The organism is Rhizobium sp. RSm-3 (assembly GCF_001854685.1).
Classification (GTDB): Bacteria; Pseudomonadota; Alphaproteobacteria; order Rhizobiales; family Rhizobiaceae; genus Rhizobium; species Rhizobium ecuadorense.
This window is the reverse complement of record NZ_MAWZ01000057.1, coordinates 166,312-183,056: the sequence shown is the minus strand read 5'-3', so window position 1 is coordinate 183,056 and position 16,745 is coordinate 166,312. Positions and strand designations below refer to the sequence as shown.

Here is a 16,745-nt window from a genome sequence, read left to right as displayed (position 1 = left end):
CGCCAACTGGTTTTGCATCGCTTGCGATCCGCCCTTATGCCCGCCTGCAAAAAGTTTGAAATCGGCAATTGACGCATCGGCGGGAAACTGACTATCAATATTAAATCAATTTGATTGACTACAAAAATAAACAACAGGGGAACGTTGGAATGAGATCGAGCAAAAGCCTATTCCGCCACATTTCCAGACGTGCCGGCTCAGCGGCGGCAACCGCGCTGACGACGCTCGTCGCTCTCGGGGCGGGCGGTGCGGCCGCTGAATCGGTGTTGACGATGCATATCGAGGAGCAGACCAGCTGGGTTCAGAACTTCAACCCGTTCGATCTTGCCGGCCGCCGGCAGAGCACGATGGATTTCATCTATGAGCCGCTGGTCATCTTCAATGCCGAGGACGGCGGCAAGCCGGTCTTCCGGCTGGCGACCGCCTACACATTCTCCCCGGATATGAAATCGGTCACCTATACGCTGCGCCCCGATCTCAAATGGTCGGACGGGCAGCCGCTGACCTCGGCCGACGTGAAATATACGATCGATCTGATGCTGAAGAACGCCGCCCTCGATACCGTCGGCGTCGGTCAGAGCGTCGCCTCGGTCGAGACGCCGTCGGCGACCGAGGTGAAGATCGATCTCAAATCCGTCAACTCTGATTTCCCGGAAACGCTTGCCGATCTCGCCGTCGTTCCCGAGCATATCTGGAAGGACGTTTCCGATCCCGTCGCCTTCAAAAACGAGAAGCCGGTCGGTTCCGGCCCGATGACCGAGCTGCGCCGCTTCACGCCGCAGGTCTACGAGCAGTGCCGCAACCCGAACTACTGGGATGCCGCCTCGCTGCATGTCGATTGTCTCAGGCTGCCGCAGATCTCCGGCAACGACCAGATGCTGGCCATTCTGCCCGAGGGCAACATGGACTGGATCGGCTCTTTCATTCCGCAGATCGACAAGACCTTCGTGACCCTGGATGCCGGCCACAACGGCTATTGGCAGCCGCCGGCCGAAACCGTCGCCTTCCAGATGAATTTCAAGAGCGGCAATGACGGCAACCTCGAGGCCTATAAGGACCTGAACTTCCGCCATGCCTTCAGCCTCGCCATGGATCGCAAGTCGATGGTCGATATTGCCGGCTTCGGCTATCCCGTCGTCAACGAACATGCGACCGGCCTGCCGCCGCGCTTCGAAAGCTGGCGCAACAAACAGGCGGAAGGCGACAAGGACGCCTTCATGGGCTTCGATACCGAGAAGGCCAGCAAAATCCTCGACGATGCCGGCTTCAAGAAGGGCGCCGACGGCTTCCGCACAACCCCGAGCGGCAAGCCGATCGCCTTCCCGATCATCGTTCCGAACGGCTGGACGGACTGGATCGATGCCGTCCAGATCGCGGTCGAAGGACTGCGTGCTGCCGGCATCAACGCGTCGGTCGCCACTCCGGAATATGAACAATGGCGCAAAGAGATCATCGACGGCAGTTTCGAGGTCGTCATGAACTCCCGTGCCGACGGCGCAACCCCGTTCCGCGGCTATTACCAGAGCCTTTCCACAGCCTATGGCGGACGCATCACCGGCGCGCCCTCGCGTTATTCGAACCCGAAACTGGACGCGCTTTTCGATCAATATCTGCAGGCGACTTCGGATGAGGATCACAAGAAGATCTTCAACGACATTCAGCTGCTGATCGCCGACGACTTCCCCGTCGTTCCCGTCTTCAACGGCCCGACCTGGTATCAGTTCTCCAGCAAGCGCTTCACCGGCTGGGTCACCGACAAGGATCCGGTGATGAACCCGGAGGATCACGACAACAACCGCATGCGCCTGATGCATCTCTTGCGTCTCAAGCCGGTCAGCTAACCCCAGCGAGGGAGCGGAAATGCGCATTTCGAGCCGGCGCCTCGGCGTCTATGCGGTCGCGCTGGCGTTCGCCATCGTCGTGAACTTCATCCTTCCCCGGCTGATGCCGGGGAGCCCGGTCGATGCCATGGTTGCCCAGCTCGGTCCGCGGGCAACGCCGGCCGCAGTCGAGGCGATCAAGGCGCGCTTCGGCGCGGTCGACCAGCCGATGCTTTGGCAATTCGCCGATTATCTGAAGGGGCTTGCGACTCTCGATCTCGGCGTCTCGGTCAAATATTATCCCCAGACCGTCGTCCAGGTGCTCGGCCGCTCGACGCTCTGGACCATCTTCCTGGTGACGACGGCGATCATCTTTTCCCTCTGCGTCGGTGTCGTGCTGGGCGCGGTTTCGGCCTGGCGCCGCGGCGGGCGTTTCGACACGATCGTCTCGCCGCTCTCGGTGATCATGATTTCGGTGCCGCCCGTCATCGTCGCGCTGACGACGCTTTTCGTCTTCGCCGTTTCGCTGCGCTGGTTTCCCGTGGGCTATGCCTATGATCCCAATCTCGACCCCGCCTTCAACTTCACCTTCGCCGGCAGCGTCTTCATGCATGCGATCCTGCCGGTCCTGACGCTTTCGCCGTTTCTGATCGGCGAATTCCAGACGACGATGCGTTCGTCGATGATCTCGGTGCTCGGCGAGGACTATGTGACCATGGGCCGCGCCAAGGGGCTCAGCCACCTCACCGTGATGTTCAGCTATGGCGCCCGCAATGCCATGCTTCCCGTGCTGACCAATCTGGCGCTGATGCTCGGCGCCGTCTTCGGCGGCTCGATCGTCACCGAGATCGTCTTCAACTATCCCGGCCTGGGACTGACGCTCTACACCGCGAGCATCGCCCGCGACTATCCCGTCATCCAGGGGCAGCTGCTGCTGATGACGCTCGCGACCCTTGGCGCCAACTTCCTCGTCGACATCATCTACGGCTTTGTCGATCCGAGATTGCGGGAGGCCGCGTGATGAGCTTTACGCTGTGGCCTATCCTCAAGCAGAAAAAGGCGCTGGCCGGCCTGATCATCATCGCCGTCCTGTGGCTGATGGCACTGTTTGCGCCACTCGTCGCCCCCGGTGAGCCCGGAGCGCGGGTCGGACGCTCGCATCAGCCGCCGTCGATCGAACATGTTCTCGGCACCACGAAAATGGGGCGGGACGTCTATCGCCAGTTCGTCTGGGGCGCCCGCAGCTCGCTTTCGGTCGGTTTCGCCACCGGCATTGCCATCACCGTTCTCGGCACCGCCATCGGGCTTATCGCCGGTTATGCCGGCGGCAGGACGGATGCCTGTCTCGACCTTGCGACGAATGCCGTGCTCGTCATCCCGAACATGCCGCTCTTGATCCTGCTCGCCTCCTTCGCCGGCACGGTGGGACCGCTGACGATCATGACGATCATCGCGCTGACCTCCTGGCCCTGGGGCGCCCGCATGACGCGGTCGCAGACGATGGCGCTGCGCAATCGCGATTTCGTCACGGCTTCGAAGATGATCGGCGAGCCGGCCTGGCGCATCATCTTCGTGGAAATCCTGCCGAACCTGACGACGCTGATCGGCATCAACCTCGTCGGCAGCATCATCTACGCCATCGTCGCCCAGACGACGCTCGAATATCTCGGCTTCGGCGATCCACTGAAAGTCTCCTGGGGCACGATGCTCTACAACGCCCAGAACTCCTCGGCGATCATGGTCGGCGCCTGGTGGGATATCGGAGTGCCGGCGCTCGGCATCGCGCTGACCGGCCTTGGGCTTGCCCTGTTGAATTTCACCTTCGACGAGATCGCCAATCCGCAGCTCCGCTCCGGCCCGGCGCTGACCCGCTGGTTCCGCCTCAACCGCGCCCGCAACCGGGAATTGGAGCCTGGCCGATGAGCGACAATCTGCTGGAAATCGAAAAACTCAACGTCGACTATCTCGTCGACAAGGGAGAGTTCCGCGCCGTCAAGGACGTGTCCTTCAATATCGGCCGCGGCGAGATCTTCGGGCTTGCCGGCGAATCCGGCTGCGGCAAGAGCACGATCGCCTATGCCATCACCCGGCTTTCCAAGGCGCCCGCCTGGATCAGCGGCGGCAGCATCCGGCTCACCGGGCAGGATCTGCTCAAACTGCCGGAACGCGAGCTGCAGGCAATCCGCTGGAAGCGCATCGGCATGGTCTTCCAGAGCGCGATGAATTCGCTCAATCCGCTGATGCGGGTCGAGGCGCAGTTCCACGACGTCCTGCGCCGGCACGCCGGCTGCTCGCAGGCGGAATCCCGGGCGCGGGCCGAGGAGATGTTCCGCCTCGTCGGCATTCCCACCCATCGCATCGGCGATTATCCGCATCAGTTCTCCGGCGGTATGCGCCAGCGCATCGTCATCGCGATCTGCCTGGCGCTCAGACCCGAACTCATCATCATGGACGAGCCGACGACGGCGCTCGACGTCGTCGTGCAGCGGGAAATCCTCGAACAGGTCGTCGACCTGCAGCGCAGCTACGGCTTCTCCGTGCTCTTCATCACCCATGACCTGCATCTGATGGCGCAGCTCTGCCGGCGCATCGGCGTCATGCTGAAGGGCGAGCTCGTCGAAGTGGGCGATGTCGGCCAGGTCGCTCATGCGCCGAAGCACGAATATACGCGGAAGCTCTGGAACGCCATTCCGCAGCTTCCCGGCAATCCGCATCTCTCGGGAGTCGTGGCATGAAAGCGCAGGCAAATCCCGTTATGGCCGAAGCCGTGATCCGGCTGGAGGATATCAAGCGCGATTTCGGCCCGGTGCGGGCGCTGAAAGGCGTGTCCTTCTCGCTCTTTCCCGGTCGGGCTTTGGCGCTCGTCGGCGAATCCGGCTGCGGCAAGACGACCTGCGCCCGCATCATCGCGCGCCTGGACAAGCCCTCCGGCGGCAGGTTGTTTTTCCGCGGGCAGGAGCTGACCGCCCGCGGCGAGGCTGGGGCTGAACGCCGTTACCGCCGGGAAGTGCAGATGGTCTTCCAGGATCCGTTCTCGTCGCTCAACCCGGCCTTCACCGTCAGCCATCATCTGGCGCGGCCGCTGCAATTGCATCGGCCCGCTACCTCCCGGTCGGATCTTGCCGAGGAGATTGCCCGGCTGCTCGCAAGCGTCGGGCTGGACCCTGACGTGACCAGGCAGAAATTCCCGCATGAACTCTCCGGCGGGCAGCGGCAGCGCGTCAACATCGCCCGGGCTCTTGCCGTCGCGCCAAGCGTGCTGGTCGCCGACGAGCCGACCTCGATGCTCGACGTCTCCATCCGCAAGGATATTCTCGATCTGCTTGCCGGGGTGAAGCGGGAAAACGATCTCGCCATGCTCTATATCACCCACGATATCGCAACCGCGGCGCATGTGGCCGAGGAGATCGTCGTGATGTTTGCCGGCCAGATGGTCGAATGGGGCGACACCGAGGAGGTTCTCTCCCATCCCAGCCATCCCTATACAAGGCTGCTGCTTTCCGCCGTTCCCGACGGCAGCAGGCCGTTCGTGACCGGCGGCAGCGCACGTTTCCTCGAACAGGCGGAAAAGGTGCGTTCGCTGAGCCGCCCGGAATCGACCGTGATCGAACAGGTCGGGCCTAACCATTTCATCCGCGCGCCCGGCGTGGCCGACGCCGGCATGCCCAAGAGCTGATTTTCAAGAAGGAAGAAGCGACCATGTCCACACCGCGACCGAAAGCCCTGCGGCTCGAAACCCTTTGGAACCCGCCTGCCGACGGCAAGGAGTTCTCCTATGTCCTGCGCCTCAAGAATCTCGGCAGCGAGCCGATTTCGGGCTTCTCGCTCTGCATCAGCGGTCCGGGCCGGGTCGATCCGGCCGGGCGGGTAGAGGGTGCGACGGTCTCGCAGCGGCTCTCCAATTTCACCGAATTCCAGCCGCCGGCCGATTTCGTTCTCGCCGTCGGCGAGACCTGGACGATCTCGGTCTATGCGCTGAGCTGGCAGTTCCGCCACTGGACGGACGGCGCGACGAGCGCCTATCTCGCACTGTCCGATGGCGGCACCATCGTGCTCGGTATCGAGCCGACCCGCTCTTCGGTCAGCAACGCGCCGCTGAAACGGGGCGCCGAGATCTATCCGGTTCCCGTCAACGCGCCGGTTCAGGTGTCGATCATTCCCTGGCCGAACCATGTGGCGGTCGCCTCCCGTCGTCCGCTGCCGGCCGGTTTCGCCCCGCGGGCGCAGAGTGCCGAAGGCGAGGCGGCAGCACACAGCTTCGCGGCACTGGTGGAGCATCTCTTCGCCGTCGAAGGCATCGTGCGCACCGAGGCGGAAGGCGCCGTCCCGGTCATCCTCAAGGATGCCGCCGGCTTCGGCCCCGAAGCCTATCGGCTGAGCTTCAACGAGGAGAGGCTGACGGTCGAGGCGAGCAGCCGCACCGGCTTTCTCTACGGTCTGGTGACGCTCGGCCAGATCTGGCGCGGCGCAAGGCTGCATCCCGGGGTCTTCCAGTTTCCTGGAACCGGCGAGATCGTCGACGAGCCGGCGATGGGCTGGCGCGGCCTGCATCTCGATGTCGCCCGCCAGTTTTACGGCGCGGCCGAGGTCAAGAAGCTGATCGCGGTGTTGGCCTGGAACAAGCTCAACCGCTTCCACTGGCACCTTTCCGACGACGAGGCCTGGCGCGTCGAGATCGACGCCTATCCGGCGCTGACCGAAATCGGCGCCTGGCGCGGCCACGGCCTTGCCGTGCCGCCGCTGCTGGGCTCCAGCCCGGCCCGCACGGGCGGTTATTATCCCAAATCAGTCATCCGCGAGATCGTCGCTGAGGCAAAGAGCTTCGGCGTCGAGATCGTGCCGGAGATCGACATGCCCGGCCATTGCTACGCCATGCAGCAGGCGATACCCGAACTGCGCGATCCGGCCGAGACCGGCAGCTATTATTCGGTTCAGGGCTTTCCCGACAATTGCATCAATCCGGCCCTCGAAAAGACCTACGAGATCGTCGAGACCATCCTGACGGAACTCATCGAGCTCTTCCCGTTCAAGGTGATCCATCTCGGCGCCGACGAGGTGCCGCTCGGGGCGTGGTCCGGCTCGCCGGCAGCGCTCGACCGCCTTCGCACTGTGGCCGGCGACGCGGTTGCCGATGCCCATGCCAAACGGCTGAACGTCGTGACGAACACGCATGGCGCCGACGATATCCACGGTTCGGGTGCGGCCATCCTGCAGGCGGAGTTCCTCGAACGCGTGCAGCGTTTCCTGGCGAGCAAGGGCTGCATCACCGGCGGCTGGGAAGAGGCAGCGCACGGCGATGTCATCGACAAATCGAAGAGCTATCTCTGCAGCTGGCGCAATGTCGAGGTCTCGGCCGAGCTCGCCGAACGCGGCTACGACATGGTCGTCTGCCCCGGACAGGTCTATTACCTCGACATGGCGCTGCGGCCAGACTGGGACGAGCCGGGCGCCAGCTGGGCGGGAACGTCGGACGCGGAAAAACTTTATAATTTCGATCCGCTCAGTGGCTGGACGGCGGCGCAGAAGCAGAAACTGCTCGGCATCCAGGCCTGCATCTGGTCGGAACCGATGACGGACCGCGCCGTGTTCGACCGCCTCGTTTTCCCGCGCATCTCAGGGCTCGCCGAAACCGGCTGGACGAAGCCTTCCTCCAAATCATGGGAGCGATTCAAGGCGCTCGCAGGGCTGATGCCGCTGCTTTACGGGCTACAACAGTCGTAAGGCGAGGATCGGGACCGTGATAGAACGGTCCTGACCGGCCGCCGCCGAGACATAGGCCGCTGGGGCACCCGATCGGGTTAGCGTGGTAAGTATTGTAGAATAGGCGAATGCACGCATAATTCCCGCGGCTGGAGCTGCCAGGCAAGACCGATCGAAGGCTCCGGGGGGATCCCAATGGAAACAACCGTCGATGCCGGCGTCGTGTCGCCCGAACTCGTGGTCGATGCCCTGTTTGCCTGTCGAAAAACGGCAGCGATCAGGGCGGCGATCGAACTCGAACTGTTTACGCATATCGGCGAGGGCAAAACTGCAGCATCGCTGGCGTCGGCAACAAGTGCTGCGGAGCGTGGGGTGCGCATCCTGTGCGACTACCTGGTGGTCCATGGTTTCCTGACAAAGGAAAGCGGGCAGTACCGGATGACGCCGGCGACCCGGATGTTCCTCGATCGCAATTCGCCGGCCTATATGGGCTCCGCTGTCGAGTTCGTCGCCGCACCGGAAATACTGGATAATTTTCTGCGCGATCCGGCCGCCGTCGTGCGAAACGGCGGTTCGGCCGGGCTCGCGAACATGTCGCCGGACAACCCCGTCTGGTTGAAGTTTGCGCGCGGCATGGGCTCGTTTACCGGCCTCAGCGCCAAAATACTGGCCGACGAAATCTCCGGCTGGCCGAGATCTCCCAAAAAGGTTCTGGACATCGCTGCCGGTCCCGGCCTTTTCGGGATCGAAATTGCGAAGGCCCTGCCATCGGCGGAGATCGTCGCCGTCGATTGGGCCGCCGTATTGGAGCTGTCGCGGCAGAATGCGGAAAGAGCCGGCGTGGCTGACCGCTACCGGACGATCGCCGGCAGTGCCTTCGATGTCGACTGGGGCAGGGATTATGATCTCGTCCTGCTGCCAAATTTTCTGCACCACTTCGATCTGCCGACATGCGCAGGGCTGTTGCGAAAGATCATCGCGAGCCTTGCCGAGGATGGCCGGATCGTTGCGGTCGATTTCGTGCCGAACGAGGATCGCGTGTCGCCGCCTTTTCCGGCGGCCTTCTCCTGGGAAATGCTCGCCGGCACGCCGGCGGGCGACGCTTATACGCAAAGTGAGCTGGCTGATATGGCAAGACTGGCCGGCCTTGCCGGCGTCACGGTCAAGCCGATGCCGCCAACGCCGGCAAGCCTCATTCTGTTTGAATAGCCGGTCGTCCTTCGCCTAGAACAGGATGATTTTAGGCCCGGTCGGCCTAAAATCTGAATCCTGTTCTAAATTAAAGGGTTAGAGCATGATGTCGCCCGAAAACCGCTCACACTTTTCGGCATCATGCTCTAGCCGACCGGCTTCTGCAGCACGTCGAAGCGCGGATTGGTTTCGGAGAAGATCGGCAGGGCGGCGGCGCCGAGGATGGCCGTGTCCTTGCCGGTCATGCCGATCATGACGCGAGGCACGGCCCGCTTCCGGTCGGGATCGATCGGCACGTGCAGCGGTTCCAGCCGCTCGGCGAGCCGGGCCATCAGCGAGGTCGATATGCTGCCGCCGAGCACGATGGTCTGCGGGTCGAAGGCAAGTTCGAGAAAGTCGAGGGTCTGCCGCAGTGGCTGGACGGCCTGGTCGAGCCAGGCGTCCAGGCCTTCGCCGCCCCTGGCGATCAGCGCGTCGAGATCGTCCGGCGAAAGCTCCTCGGCATTGGCGATGCCCATGAATTCATAGGCGACGGTCGGTGAGACGTAGCGGTCCAGGCAGCCGCGTTTGCCGCAGTTGCAGAGCTTACCGTGCGGCTCGACGATGATGTGGCCGATCTCGCCGGCATTGTTGCGGCTGCCCTTGTAGAGATGGCCGTCGAGGAACATGCCGGCGCCGATGCCGCCGCCGCCGGCCAGAAACAGATAGACGAAACTGCTCAAACCGCGGGCGACGCCGTGAAGACGCTCGCCGATCGCGGCCGCGGTCGCGTCGTTTTCGACCAGCACCGGCACCCTGACCCGCTGTTCCAGCTCATGCCCCACAGGAAAATCCTGCCAGCCGGGCAGGCTCTGCGGGCTGAGGGAGGTGATGCCGCCATCGGCATAGCGGCCGGGCAGGGCCATGCCGACGCCGAGCAGCCGGTTCCTATCGAAGGCGAAGGCCTGCTGCAGGTCCTCGACGATCGCTTGCAGCGCCGGCATCGCCCGTTGCGGATCGGGATGTTCGACATGGCGCTCGATGCGCGCGCGGACGACGCCGGAAAGATCCGTCAGCACGCCGCTGGCGCGCTGGCGGCCGAGTTCGAGGCCGATCGAATAGGCGCCGGCGGGATTGATGGAATAGGGAATGATCGGCTGTCCCCGCGCCAGCTTCTGCGCCTCGGCTGGAACGAGCAGATGCGACCGCTCCAGTTCCTCGACGATATTCGACACCGTCTGGGCGGTCAGCGCCGTCATCCGGGCGATCGCCGCGCGCGACAAGGGACCGTGCGTCCGCACGGCCTCGATCACCACACGCCGGTTGTGAGACTTGGCCTGCTCGAGATTCGTGCCGGAGATCGCCTTCATGTGACCTTCAAAAGAAATGGTGCCTCACCCTTGTCACAAGACGGATAGCGATGAAAGCCACATTCTCGACCAGGTCTTATTGGGTCTCGGCGTCATCGGCCGCAACGGCACTGCGTCTGTGCAGGAGACCGAGAATGGTGATCCCCGACAGGCCGGTGACGGCGCTCAGCATGGCGGTTCCGGAATAACCCGCGACCGATGTGCCGACAGCAAAGACCAGCGCGCCGATGCCGGCGCTGGCAAAGATATTGACGGAAATCAAAGCGCTGCCGAGGCCCGGCCGATCGGCAATCAGATCCTGCAGATAGGTGATTGGAATGCTGATGATTGCGGCAGCGCCTATGCCGGCGAGCAAGGTCAGCGCATAGAGGTGCCATGGCTCAGAGGCAAAGCCGAGAAGGCTGAGGAACAGGGCATAGATGATCGTGCCGGCGGCGAGCGCCGTCATCTGGCCGGCGTCGCGCGCAACCCGCGACCAGACGATGATGAAGACGATCTCCAGCAGGGCGACGATGCCGACGAGAATACCGACGTCGCTCAGCCGACCATGCGCAGCACCGGTGGCGATCAGCGGCAGAAGCGCGTCGTTCAGATGCAGCGTGCTTGATATCAGCGCGACGCCGGCGATATGCGCCGAAATCCGCGGCGAAACCACCTGCCTGAGCGCGCCGAGATAGCTGAGGTGGTGAGCCGCGGCCATCTCCGTTCCCGCCCGCTTCGGCAAGGCGAAGAGGATGATGCCCTGGCACAGAAGGCAGGAGACGGCGGCAAAGAGATAGGCCGGCAGCATGCTCGATGCACCGGAGAGCACAAGGCCGGTGATGCCGGGGATCAGCACCCAGGAGAGCGAGATCATCGCGCGCACGCCTGAATTGGCCGTCACCATGTCATTCCGGTTCATGCCCTGCATCGCCGCGCGCGCATTGGCAAACAGCAGCGAATTCAGCGCTCCGAAGATCGGCAGCGGCAGCAGCCCGCTGAGGGCGAAGATGGCCGCGCTCGGAAAGGCATAGACCATGCCGTAACCGACGATGCCGAAAATGCAGGCGCCGATCATCGCCGATCGATACTCGCCGAGCCGGTCGGCAAGATTGCCGAGCAGGACGCTGACGACGACGTTCACCGCCGCCGAGGCGAAGCTGAGGGCGGAATAGAGGCCGTCGCTCAAGCCCAGTTCACGGATGCCGATGATCGAACGATAGGGCGCGGTCATCGCCCCCGCCATTCCGAAGGTGAAAATGGCGATCATGCTGGCGCGGATCGCCGGATTGCGAAAGACGTCGGGGAAAAGGCGGCTCATGGGGTCATCAATTGTCAGGGAAATCGGCAGGCGCAGCCGCGGCGGGCAGTCCGGAAGGTCATGTTATCGTTTCGGCTCGGAGATCGCAGCCCTGAATTTCAGTAATGTTCCGACTGCGAGAAGGTTCGCGCCAGCTCGGCCTGGCCGGCGGTGAGGCCGCAATCGACGGGCAGGCAGACGCCTGAAATGGCGGCGGCGAGCGGACCGGCAAGGAAGGCCACGGCATTGGCGACATCTTTCGGATCGACGACACGCTGCAGCGGATACCAGCGGCGCGCCTCCTCGAAAACATTCGGATTGGCGGCGGCGCGTTTCTCCCAGGCCTGCGTCTTCACCGTGCCGGGGGCGACGGCATTGGAGCGGATGCCGAACTTGCCGTATTCGACGGCGACCAGCCGGGTGAAATGCAGGAGGCCGGCCTTGGCGGCGCTATAGGCCGGGTGCCCGAAGACATTCATGCCGTTGACCGAGGCGATGTTGACGACGGAACCCTTCGAGGCCTTCAGCATCGGCTCGAAGGCGCGGAAACACAGGAATGCCGCTTCGAGATTGAGCGCATTGTCCGCCCGCCAGATCTCCGGCGTCGTCTCGTGCAGACTGGTGGCCCGCGCCGCGCCGGCATTGTTGACCAGGGTTCGCACCAGGCCGGCTTCGGCGGCGCGTCCGGCCAATTCCGATATGCTCGCCTCGCTGGTCACATCGCACCCGGCGGCGACGAAGCGATCGGCCGGCCCGAGCTTCGCAGCCACAGCGGTCGCAGCCGCAGCATCGATATCGGCGAGAAACACGACATCATGGTCATCGGCGAGCCTTGCTGCGATCGCAGCGCCGATATCGCCCGCCGCACCGGTCACGATGGCTATCGACTTCGTCATTTTCCCAGACTCCCGTTCATCAGCCTCAATCTCCAAGCAATTGCCGGTCGTCGCCGTCGCGGTGAATGACGAGCTGCTGCTTGATGCGCCGCAGCGTTGTCGTCGCCTTCGGCTGAACCGCATAGGCGACCAGGCTCGACAGAATATCGACCGTCGCGATGTAGGCGATGCGCGTCGAGGTCGGGCGATAGATATTATTGCCTTCGGGAAGGTCGATCGGCACGACGATTTCGGCCGCCTTGGCGACCGGGCTTTCCGTCTGGGTGAGAGCAATCGTCTTCACCTTGGCGCCGCGGGCAAGCTCGAAGGCCCGCACCAGCTCCAGATTGCGGCCGGAGAAGGACGAGCCGATCAGCACGTCGCCCGGCCGGGCCGCGGCCGCCATCATCAGTTGCATGCTGTGATCGGAACTGGCCGTGATGCGAAGCCCGAGACGGAAGAGCCGGTTCTGCAGCTCGTCGGCGATCATCGACGAATTGCCGCCCGAGCCGAAGGCATAGATCATATCGGCCTTGGCGATAAACGAAACGGCGGCTTCGATCGCCGCGAGATCGAGCGACCGGTGCAGCAGAAACAGCGCGTTCTGCGCCTTGGTGATGATATCCTGGGCGACATCGGCCGGATCGGTGCTTTTCGATTCCGGCTTCAGATAACGCACGCCGATATGGGCGGTGCGGGCGAGCTGCACCTTGAAATCGGAAAAACTCTCGCAGCCCAGCCGCCGGCAAAAGCGGGTGACGGTCGGCGGCGACACCGCGGCGCGTTCGGCAAGCTCGATGATCGAGGCATTCACGGCGAACTCGAAATCGTTGACGATGATCTCGGCGATGCGGCTTTCGGAGGGAGAGAGCCGGCCCTTGTCTTCCTGCAATGTCGAAAAGATATCCAAAGCCGCTCCCGCCCTTATTCCTTATGCACCCTTCTTCTTATAGGCCACGCAGTCGATCTCAACCTTGCAATCGACCATCATCGACGATTGCACACAGGCGCGCGCCGGCGGATGCTCGCCGAAATACTCCTGATAGATCTTGTTGAAGGTCCAGAAGTCGCGCGGATCGTCGAGCCAGACCCCGACGCGCACGACATCCTCGACGCCGTATCCGGCCTCTTCGAGTATATCGAGCACATTGGCGATCGTCTTGTGGGTCTGGGCGATGATGTTGCCGTCGATGATCTCGCCATCTTCCATTGCAACCTGGCCGGAAACATAGAGCCATCCGTCGGCCTCGACCGCACGCGCGAAAGGCAGCGCCTTGCCGCCGGCCCCCGTTTGAACAGTGCCATAGCGCTTGATGGGCATGCTGAAGTCCTTGCAAATTATTTTCTTGATACGTTGACAAATGACCACAGAAAGCAGAATTTGACCAGTGAAAAACATGAATTATGAAAAGAATTTCAATCCGGGACTGATATGCGCGACCCTTTTCAGAATCCTTTCCCCTCCGACAGCGCCCGGCAGGCGATCTGGGAAATGCTCGTTCCGCGCGATATCGATGCTTTTCTCGCCGCCGACTGGTCGAAGGTGGAGCATGATTTCGTCGAAGAAGGCTTCATCGGCATCGATGCCCAGAAGCAGGTGAGCCCCGACCGGTGGCGCCTGGCATTTCCGACGCTGTCGGCCTATCGCCAGGAATGGCTGAGGCAGGCGAAGGATTTCGCCGAACAGAGCTTCGCGGAAGATGCGCGCACGGCGATCTTCACCACGACGACGCTCGAGGGTATCGAGATCGACGGCGAGACGGCGCTGGTTCGCAAGAAATTCGACGGCGGCATTACCAGGGCTGACGGCACCCGCGACGTCCTGCAATGGCAGACGCTCTATTATTGCCGGCTTCACCAGGGGCGCTGGAAGATCTCAGGTTTCACCGGCTACCTGCCGAACCCGATGGGGTAAAGCGGGCCGACAACACGAAGGCGACTTTCTTGCGCATTTTCACGGCGGCATTGGCGACCGAGACCAATACTTTCTCCCCGATCTGCGTGGATCGCCGCGCCTTCGAAGCCTCGCTTTATGCGCCCCCCGGCCAGCATCCCGAGACACCGACGCTCTGCACCGCGCCGATCACCGTCGGACGGCGCGTTACCCGGGAAAAGGGTTGGCAGCTGATCGAGGGAACCGCCACCTGGGCCGATCCCGCCGGCCTCGTCAACCGGACGACCTATGAAGAGCTGCGCGACGAAATCCTCGGCCAGCTCAAGGCGGCCATGCCTGTTGACGCCGTCGTCCTGGGCCTGCACGGCGCCATGGTCGCGGCCGGCTATGAGGATACGGAAGGCGACCTCCTCCAGCGCATGCGCGAGATCGTCGGGCCTGACGTCCTGATCTGCGCCGAGCTCGATCCGCACAGCCATCTGACGGCCAAACGTGTCACCGCGCTCGATTTCGCGGTCTATTTCAAGGAATTTCCGCATACCGATTTCGTGGACCGCGCCGAGGATCTCTGGCGCATCGCCGTCGACACGCTCGAAGGCCGGGTCAAACCTCTCATCTCGGTGTTCGACTGCCGGATGATCGACGTCTTCCCGACTTCGCGCGAGCCGATGCGCTCCTTCGTCGACAAGATCATGCGGATCGAGAAGGACGATGCCGATATCCTGTCGATCTCGGTGATCCACGGCTTCATGGTCGGCGACGTTCCCGAAATGGGAACGAAGCTGCTCGTCGTCACCGACAACAGGCAGGAGAAGGGCGCGGCCCTGGCGCGCGACCTCGGCCTCGAACTGTTTTCGAAGCGCGGCACCTTCATGGTGCCGCAGATCGACGAGCGGGAAGCGGTCTCGCGCGCGATTGCCGCGACCGCATGGCCCGTCGTAATCGCCGATGTCTGGGACAATCCGGGCGGCGGCACGGCAGGCGATGCGACCGTTGTTCTCGCCGAGCTGATGGCCCGCGGCGTCACCAGTGCGGCGATCGGCACCATCTGGGATCCGGTGGCCGTGCAGATCTGTTTTGCGGCGGGCGAGGGGGCGGAGATTCCGCTGCGCTTCGGCGCCAAATCGGCGCCCGGCACCGGCAATCCGATCGACGGCACGGTGAAGGTCGTCAGGCTGGTAAAAAATGCCGAGATGCAGTTCGGCGAGAGCCTGGCGCCTTTCGGCGATGCCGCCCATATCGTGCTCGACGGCATCGACATCATCCTCAATTCGACGCGCGCCCAGAGCTTCGATCCCAGCCTGTTTTCGGTGATGGGCATCGATCCCGAAAAGCAGAAGATCCTGGTGATCAAATCCACCAATCACTTCTTCGCGTCCTTCTCCCGGATCGCCGCCGAGATCCTTTACTGCTCTGCCGGAACGCCCTATCCCAATAATCCGGCGACGACGCCATACCGGCGGGCGCCGAAGACAATCTGGCCGATCGTGGCCGATCCACACGGACGAGAACGCGGAGCCGCCTAGATGTCTGATGCCAGCTTTGCCGTCGTCGCCAGGGCAGGAGACAGGATCGCCGATCTCTCGACGCCGCGTCCGGTGATCGACGAGGACAGGCTGGCTGCCAACATCGCCCGTGTCCAATCCTATATGGATCAGCACGGCCTGAACTTCCGCCCGCACATCAAGACGCACAAGATCCCGGCCCTTGCCGTCGCGCAGCTTGCCGCCGGCGCCAAGGGCATCAATTGCCAGAAGGTGACGGAGGCCGAAGTCTTTGCCGCAGCCGGCTTCGGCGACATCCTGATCACCTTCAACATAATCGGGCAGCAGAAGCTCGAACGCCTGGAAAAGCTGAACGAGAAAATCCCGGCGCTGAAGGTTGTCGCCGACAGCGAAACGACGATCGACGGCCTCTCGGCGCATTTCTCCGGTCACAAGCCGCTGACCGTGCTGGTGGAATGCGATACCGGCGGCGGCCGCTGCGGCGTGCAGACGCCTGAAGAAGCGGCCTCGCTCGCCAGGCGCATCGCCGCCGCCGACGGCCTGACCTTCGGCGGCATCGTCACCTATCCCAAGCCGCAATCGGCAGCCAGCATCGAAGCCTTCATCGCCGAGACGCTGGACCGCCTGACATCCGACGGCATCGCCTGCCCGATCGTCAGCAATGGCGGAACGCCGAGCCTGTTCGAGGCGCATCTCGTCCCCTCCGCCACCGAGCACCGCGCCGGCACCTATATCTACAACGACCGCCAGATGGTGCGCATGGGCCATTGCACTGAGGACGACTGCGCCATGCATGTGCTGGCAACCGTCGTCTCCCGCCCAACCGCCGACCGCGCCGTCATCGACGCCGGCTCGAAGGCGCTGACCTCGGATCTCCAGGGCTTCAGCGATTACGGCCTGATCGTCGGCTATCCCCAGGCGCGGATCACCACCCTCTCGGAAGAACACGGCGTGATCGATCTCTCGAACTGCACCGGCCCGAGGCCGCAGATTGGCGAGAAGCTGTTCATCATCCCGAACCACACCTGCGTGGTCTCCAACCTGTTCGACACGATGGTGTTTCATCGTGGTGGGGTGGTGACCCGCGTCGAGGAAGTCGCGGCCCGCGGGCTTGTTTGGTAAGGGCAGGTTA

At 63.1% G+C, this 16,745-nt stretch carries 15 protein-coding genes; 10 read left to right on the top strand and 5 right to left on the bottom strand.

Annotated elements, in window-relative coordinates; genetic code table 11:
• The first annotated feature begins 149 nt into the window (after nt 1-149).
• From BBJ66_RS28070 to BBJ66_RS28040, 7 genes are all read left to right on the top strand, one after another.
• Nucleotides 150-1,841 carry an ABC transporter substrate-binding protein gene (locus BBJ66_RS28070; protein ID WP_071091626.1) on the top strand — a complete coding sequence of 564 codons (1,692 nt, stop codon included), beginning with the start codon at nt 150-152 and terminating at the stop codon, nt 1,839-1,841.
• A gap of 19 nt (nt 1,842-1,860) precedes the next feature.
• Entirely contained in the window at nt 1,861-2,841 is a 981-nt protein-coding gene (locus BBJ66_RS28065; RefSeq protein ID WP_071091622.1) for an ABC transporter permease, read from the top strand.
• Nucleotides 2,841-3,743 carry an ABC transporter permease gene (locus tag BBJ66_RS28060; protein WP_071091619.1) on the top strand — a complete coding sequence of 301 codons (903 nt, stop codon included), beginning with the start codon at nt 2,841-2,843 and terminating at the stop codon, nt 3,741-3,743. The genes BBJ66_RS28065 and BBJ66_RS28060 overlap by 1 nt, the downstream gene beginning before the upstream one ends.
• Entirely contained in the window at nt 3,740-4,555 is an 816-nt protein-coding gene (locus BBJ66_RS28055) for an ABC transporter ATP-binding protein (protein WP_071091616.1), read from the top strand. The genes BBJ66_RS28060 and BBJ66_RS28055 overlap by 4 nt, the downstream gene beginning before the upstream one ends.
• Nucleotides 4,552-5,496, top strand: a complete 945-nt coding sequence (locus BBJ66_RS28050) for an ABC transporter ATP-binding protein (protein WP_071091613.1) — start codon at nt 4,552-4,554, stop codon at nt 5,494-5,496. Before BBJ66_RS28055 ends, BBJ66_RS28050 begins: the two co-directional genes overlap by 4 nt.
• A 23-nt stretch (nt 5,497-5,519) precedes the next feature.
• On the top strand, nt 5,520-7,541 hold the full coding sequence (locus BBJ66_RS28045; RefSeq protein ID WP_071091610.1) for a beta-N-acetylhexosaminidase: 2,022 nt from the start codon (nt 5,520-5,522) through the stop codon (nt 7,539-7,541).
• Between the two features lie 174 nt (nt 7,542-7,715).
• A complete protein-coding gene (locus tag BBJ66_RS28040) occupies nt 7,716-8,729 on the top strand; it encodes an SAM-dependent methyltransferase (RefSeq protein WP_071091606.1) in 1,014 nt (337 codons plus the stop codon).
• Nucleotides 8,730-8,857: 128 nt separating this feature from the next.
• On the opposite strand, the gene BBJ66_RS28035 is transcribed toward BBJ66_RS28040, so the two are convergent.
• The 5 genes from BBJ66_RS28035 to BBJ66_RS28015 form a co-directional block, all read right to left on the bottom strand.
• Complete coding sequence (locus BBJ66_RS28035) at nt 8,858-10,060, bottom strand: ROK family transcriptional regulator (RefSeq protein ID WP_071091603.1); 1,203 nt, start codon at nt 10,058-10,060, stop codon at nt 8,858-8,860.
• A gap of 76 nt (nt 10,061-10,136) precedes the next feature.
• Nucleotides 10,137-11,360, bottom strand: a complete 1,224-nt coding sequence (locus BBJ66_RS28030) for an MFS transporter (protein WP_071091600.1) — start codon at nt 11,358-11,360, stop codon at nt 10,137-10,139.
• 98 nt (nt 11,361-11,458) lie between these two features.
• Nucleotides 11,459-12,235 carry an SDR family oxidoreductase gene (locus BBJ66_RS28025; protein WP_071091597.1) on the bottom strand — a complete coding sequence of 259 codons (777 nt, stop codon included), beginning with the start codon at nt 12,233-12,235 and terminating at the stop codon, nt 11,459-11,461.
• Nucleotides 12,236-12,260: 25 nt separating this feature from the next.
• On the bottom strand, nt 12,261-13,124 hold the full coding sequence (locus BBJ66_RS28020; RefSeq protein WP_049735839.1) for a MurR/RpiR family transcriptional regulator: 864 nt from the start codon (nt 13,122-13,124) through the stop codon (nt 12,261-12,263).
• 21 nt (nt 13,125-13,145) lie between these two features.
• Entirely contained in the window at nt 13,146-13,535 is a 390-nt protein-coding gene (locus BBJ66_RS28015; protein ID WP_071091593.1) for a RidA family protein, read from the bottom strand.
• Between the two features lie 111 nt (nt 13,536-13,646).
• Between BBJ66_RS28015 and BBJ66_RS28010 the strand changes: the two genes are divergently transcribed.
• Genes BBJ66_RS28010 through BBJ66_RS28000 form a run of 3 tightly spaced genes read left to right on the top strand, consistent with a single transcriptional unit; the run spans nt 13,647 to nt 16,735 of the window.
• Entirely contained in the window at nt 13,647-14,129 is a 483-nt protein-coding gene (locus tag BBJ66_RS28010; RefSeq protein WP_071091591.1) for a hypothetical protein, read from the top strand.
• 29 nt (nt 14,130-14,158) lie between these two features.
• The gene (locus BBJ66_RS28005) at nt 14,159-15,634 is read left to right on the top strand and encodes a M81 family metallopeptidase (RefSeq protein WP_071091588.1); all 1,476 of its coding nucleotides are present in this window, start codon (nt 14,159-14,161) and stop codon (nt 15,632-15,634) included.
• Nucleotides 15,635-16,735, top strand: a complete 1,101-nt coding sequence (locus BBJ66_RS28000; RefSeq protein ID WP_071091585.1) for a D-TA family PLP-dependent enzyme — start codon at nt 15,635-15,637, stop codon at nt 16,733-16,735. It abuts the gene before it with no gap.
• Nucleotides 16,736-16,745 lie beyond the last annotated feature (10 nt).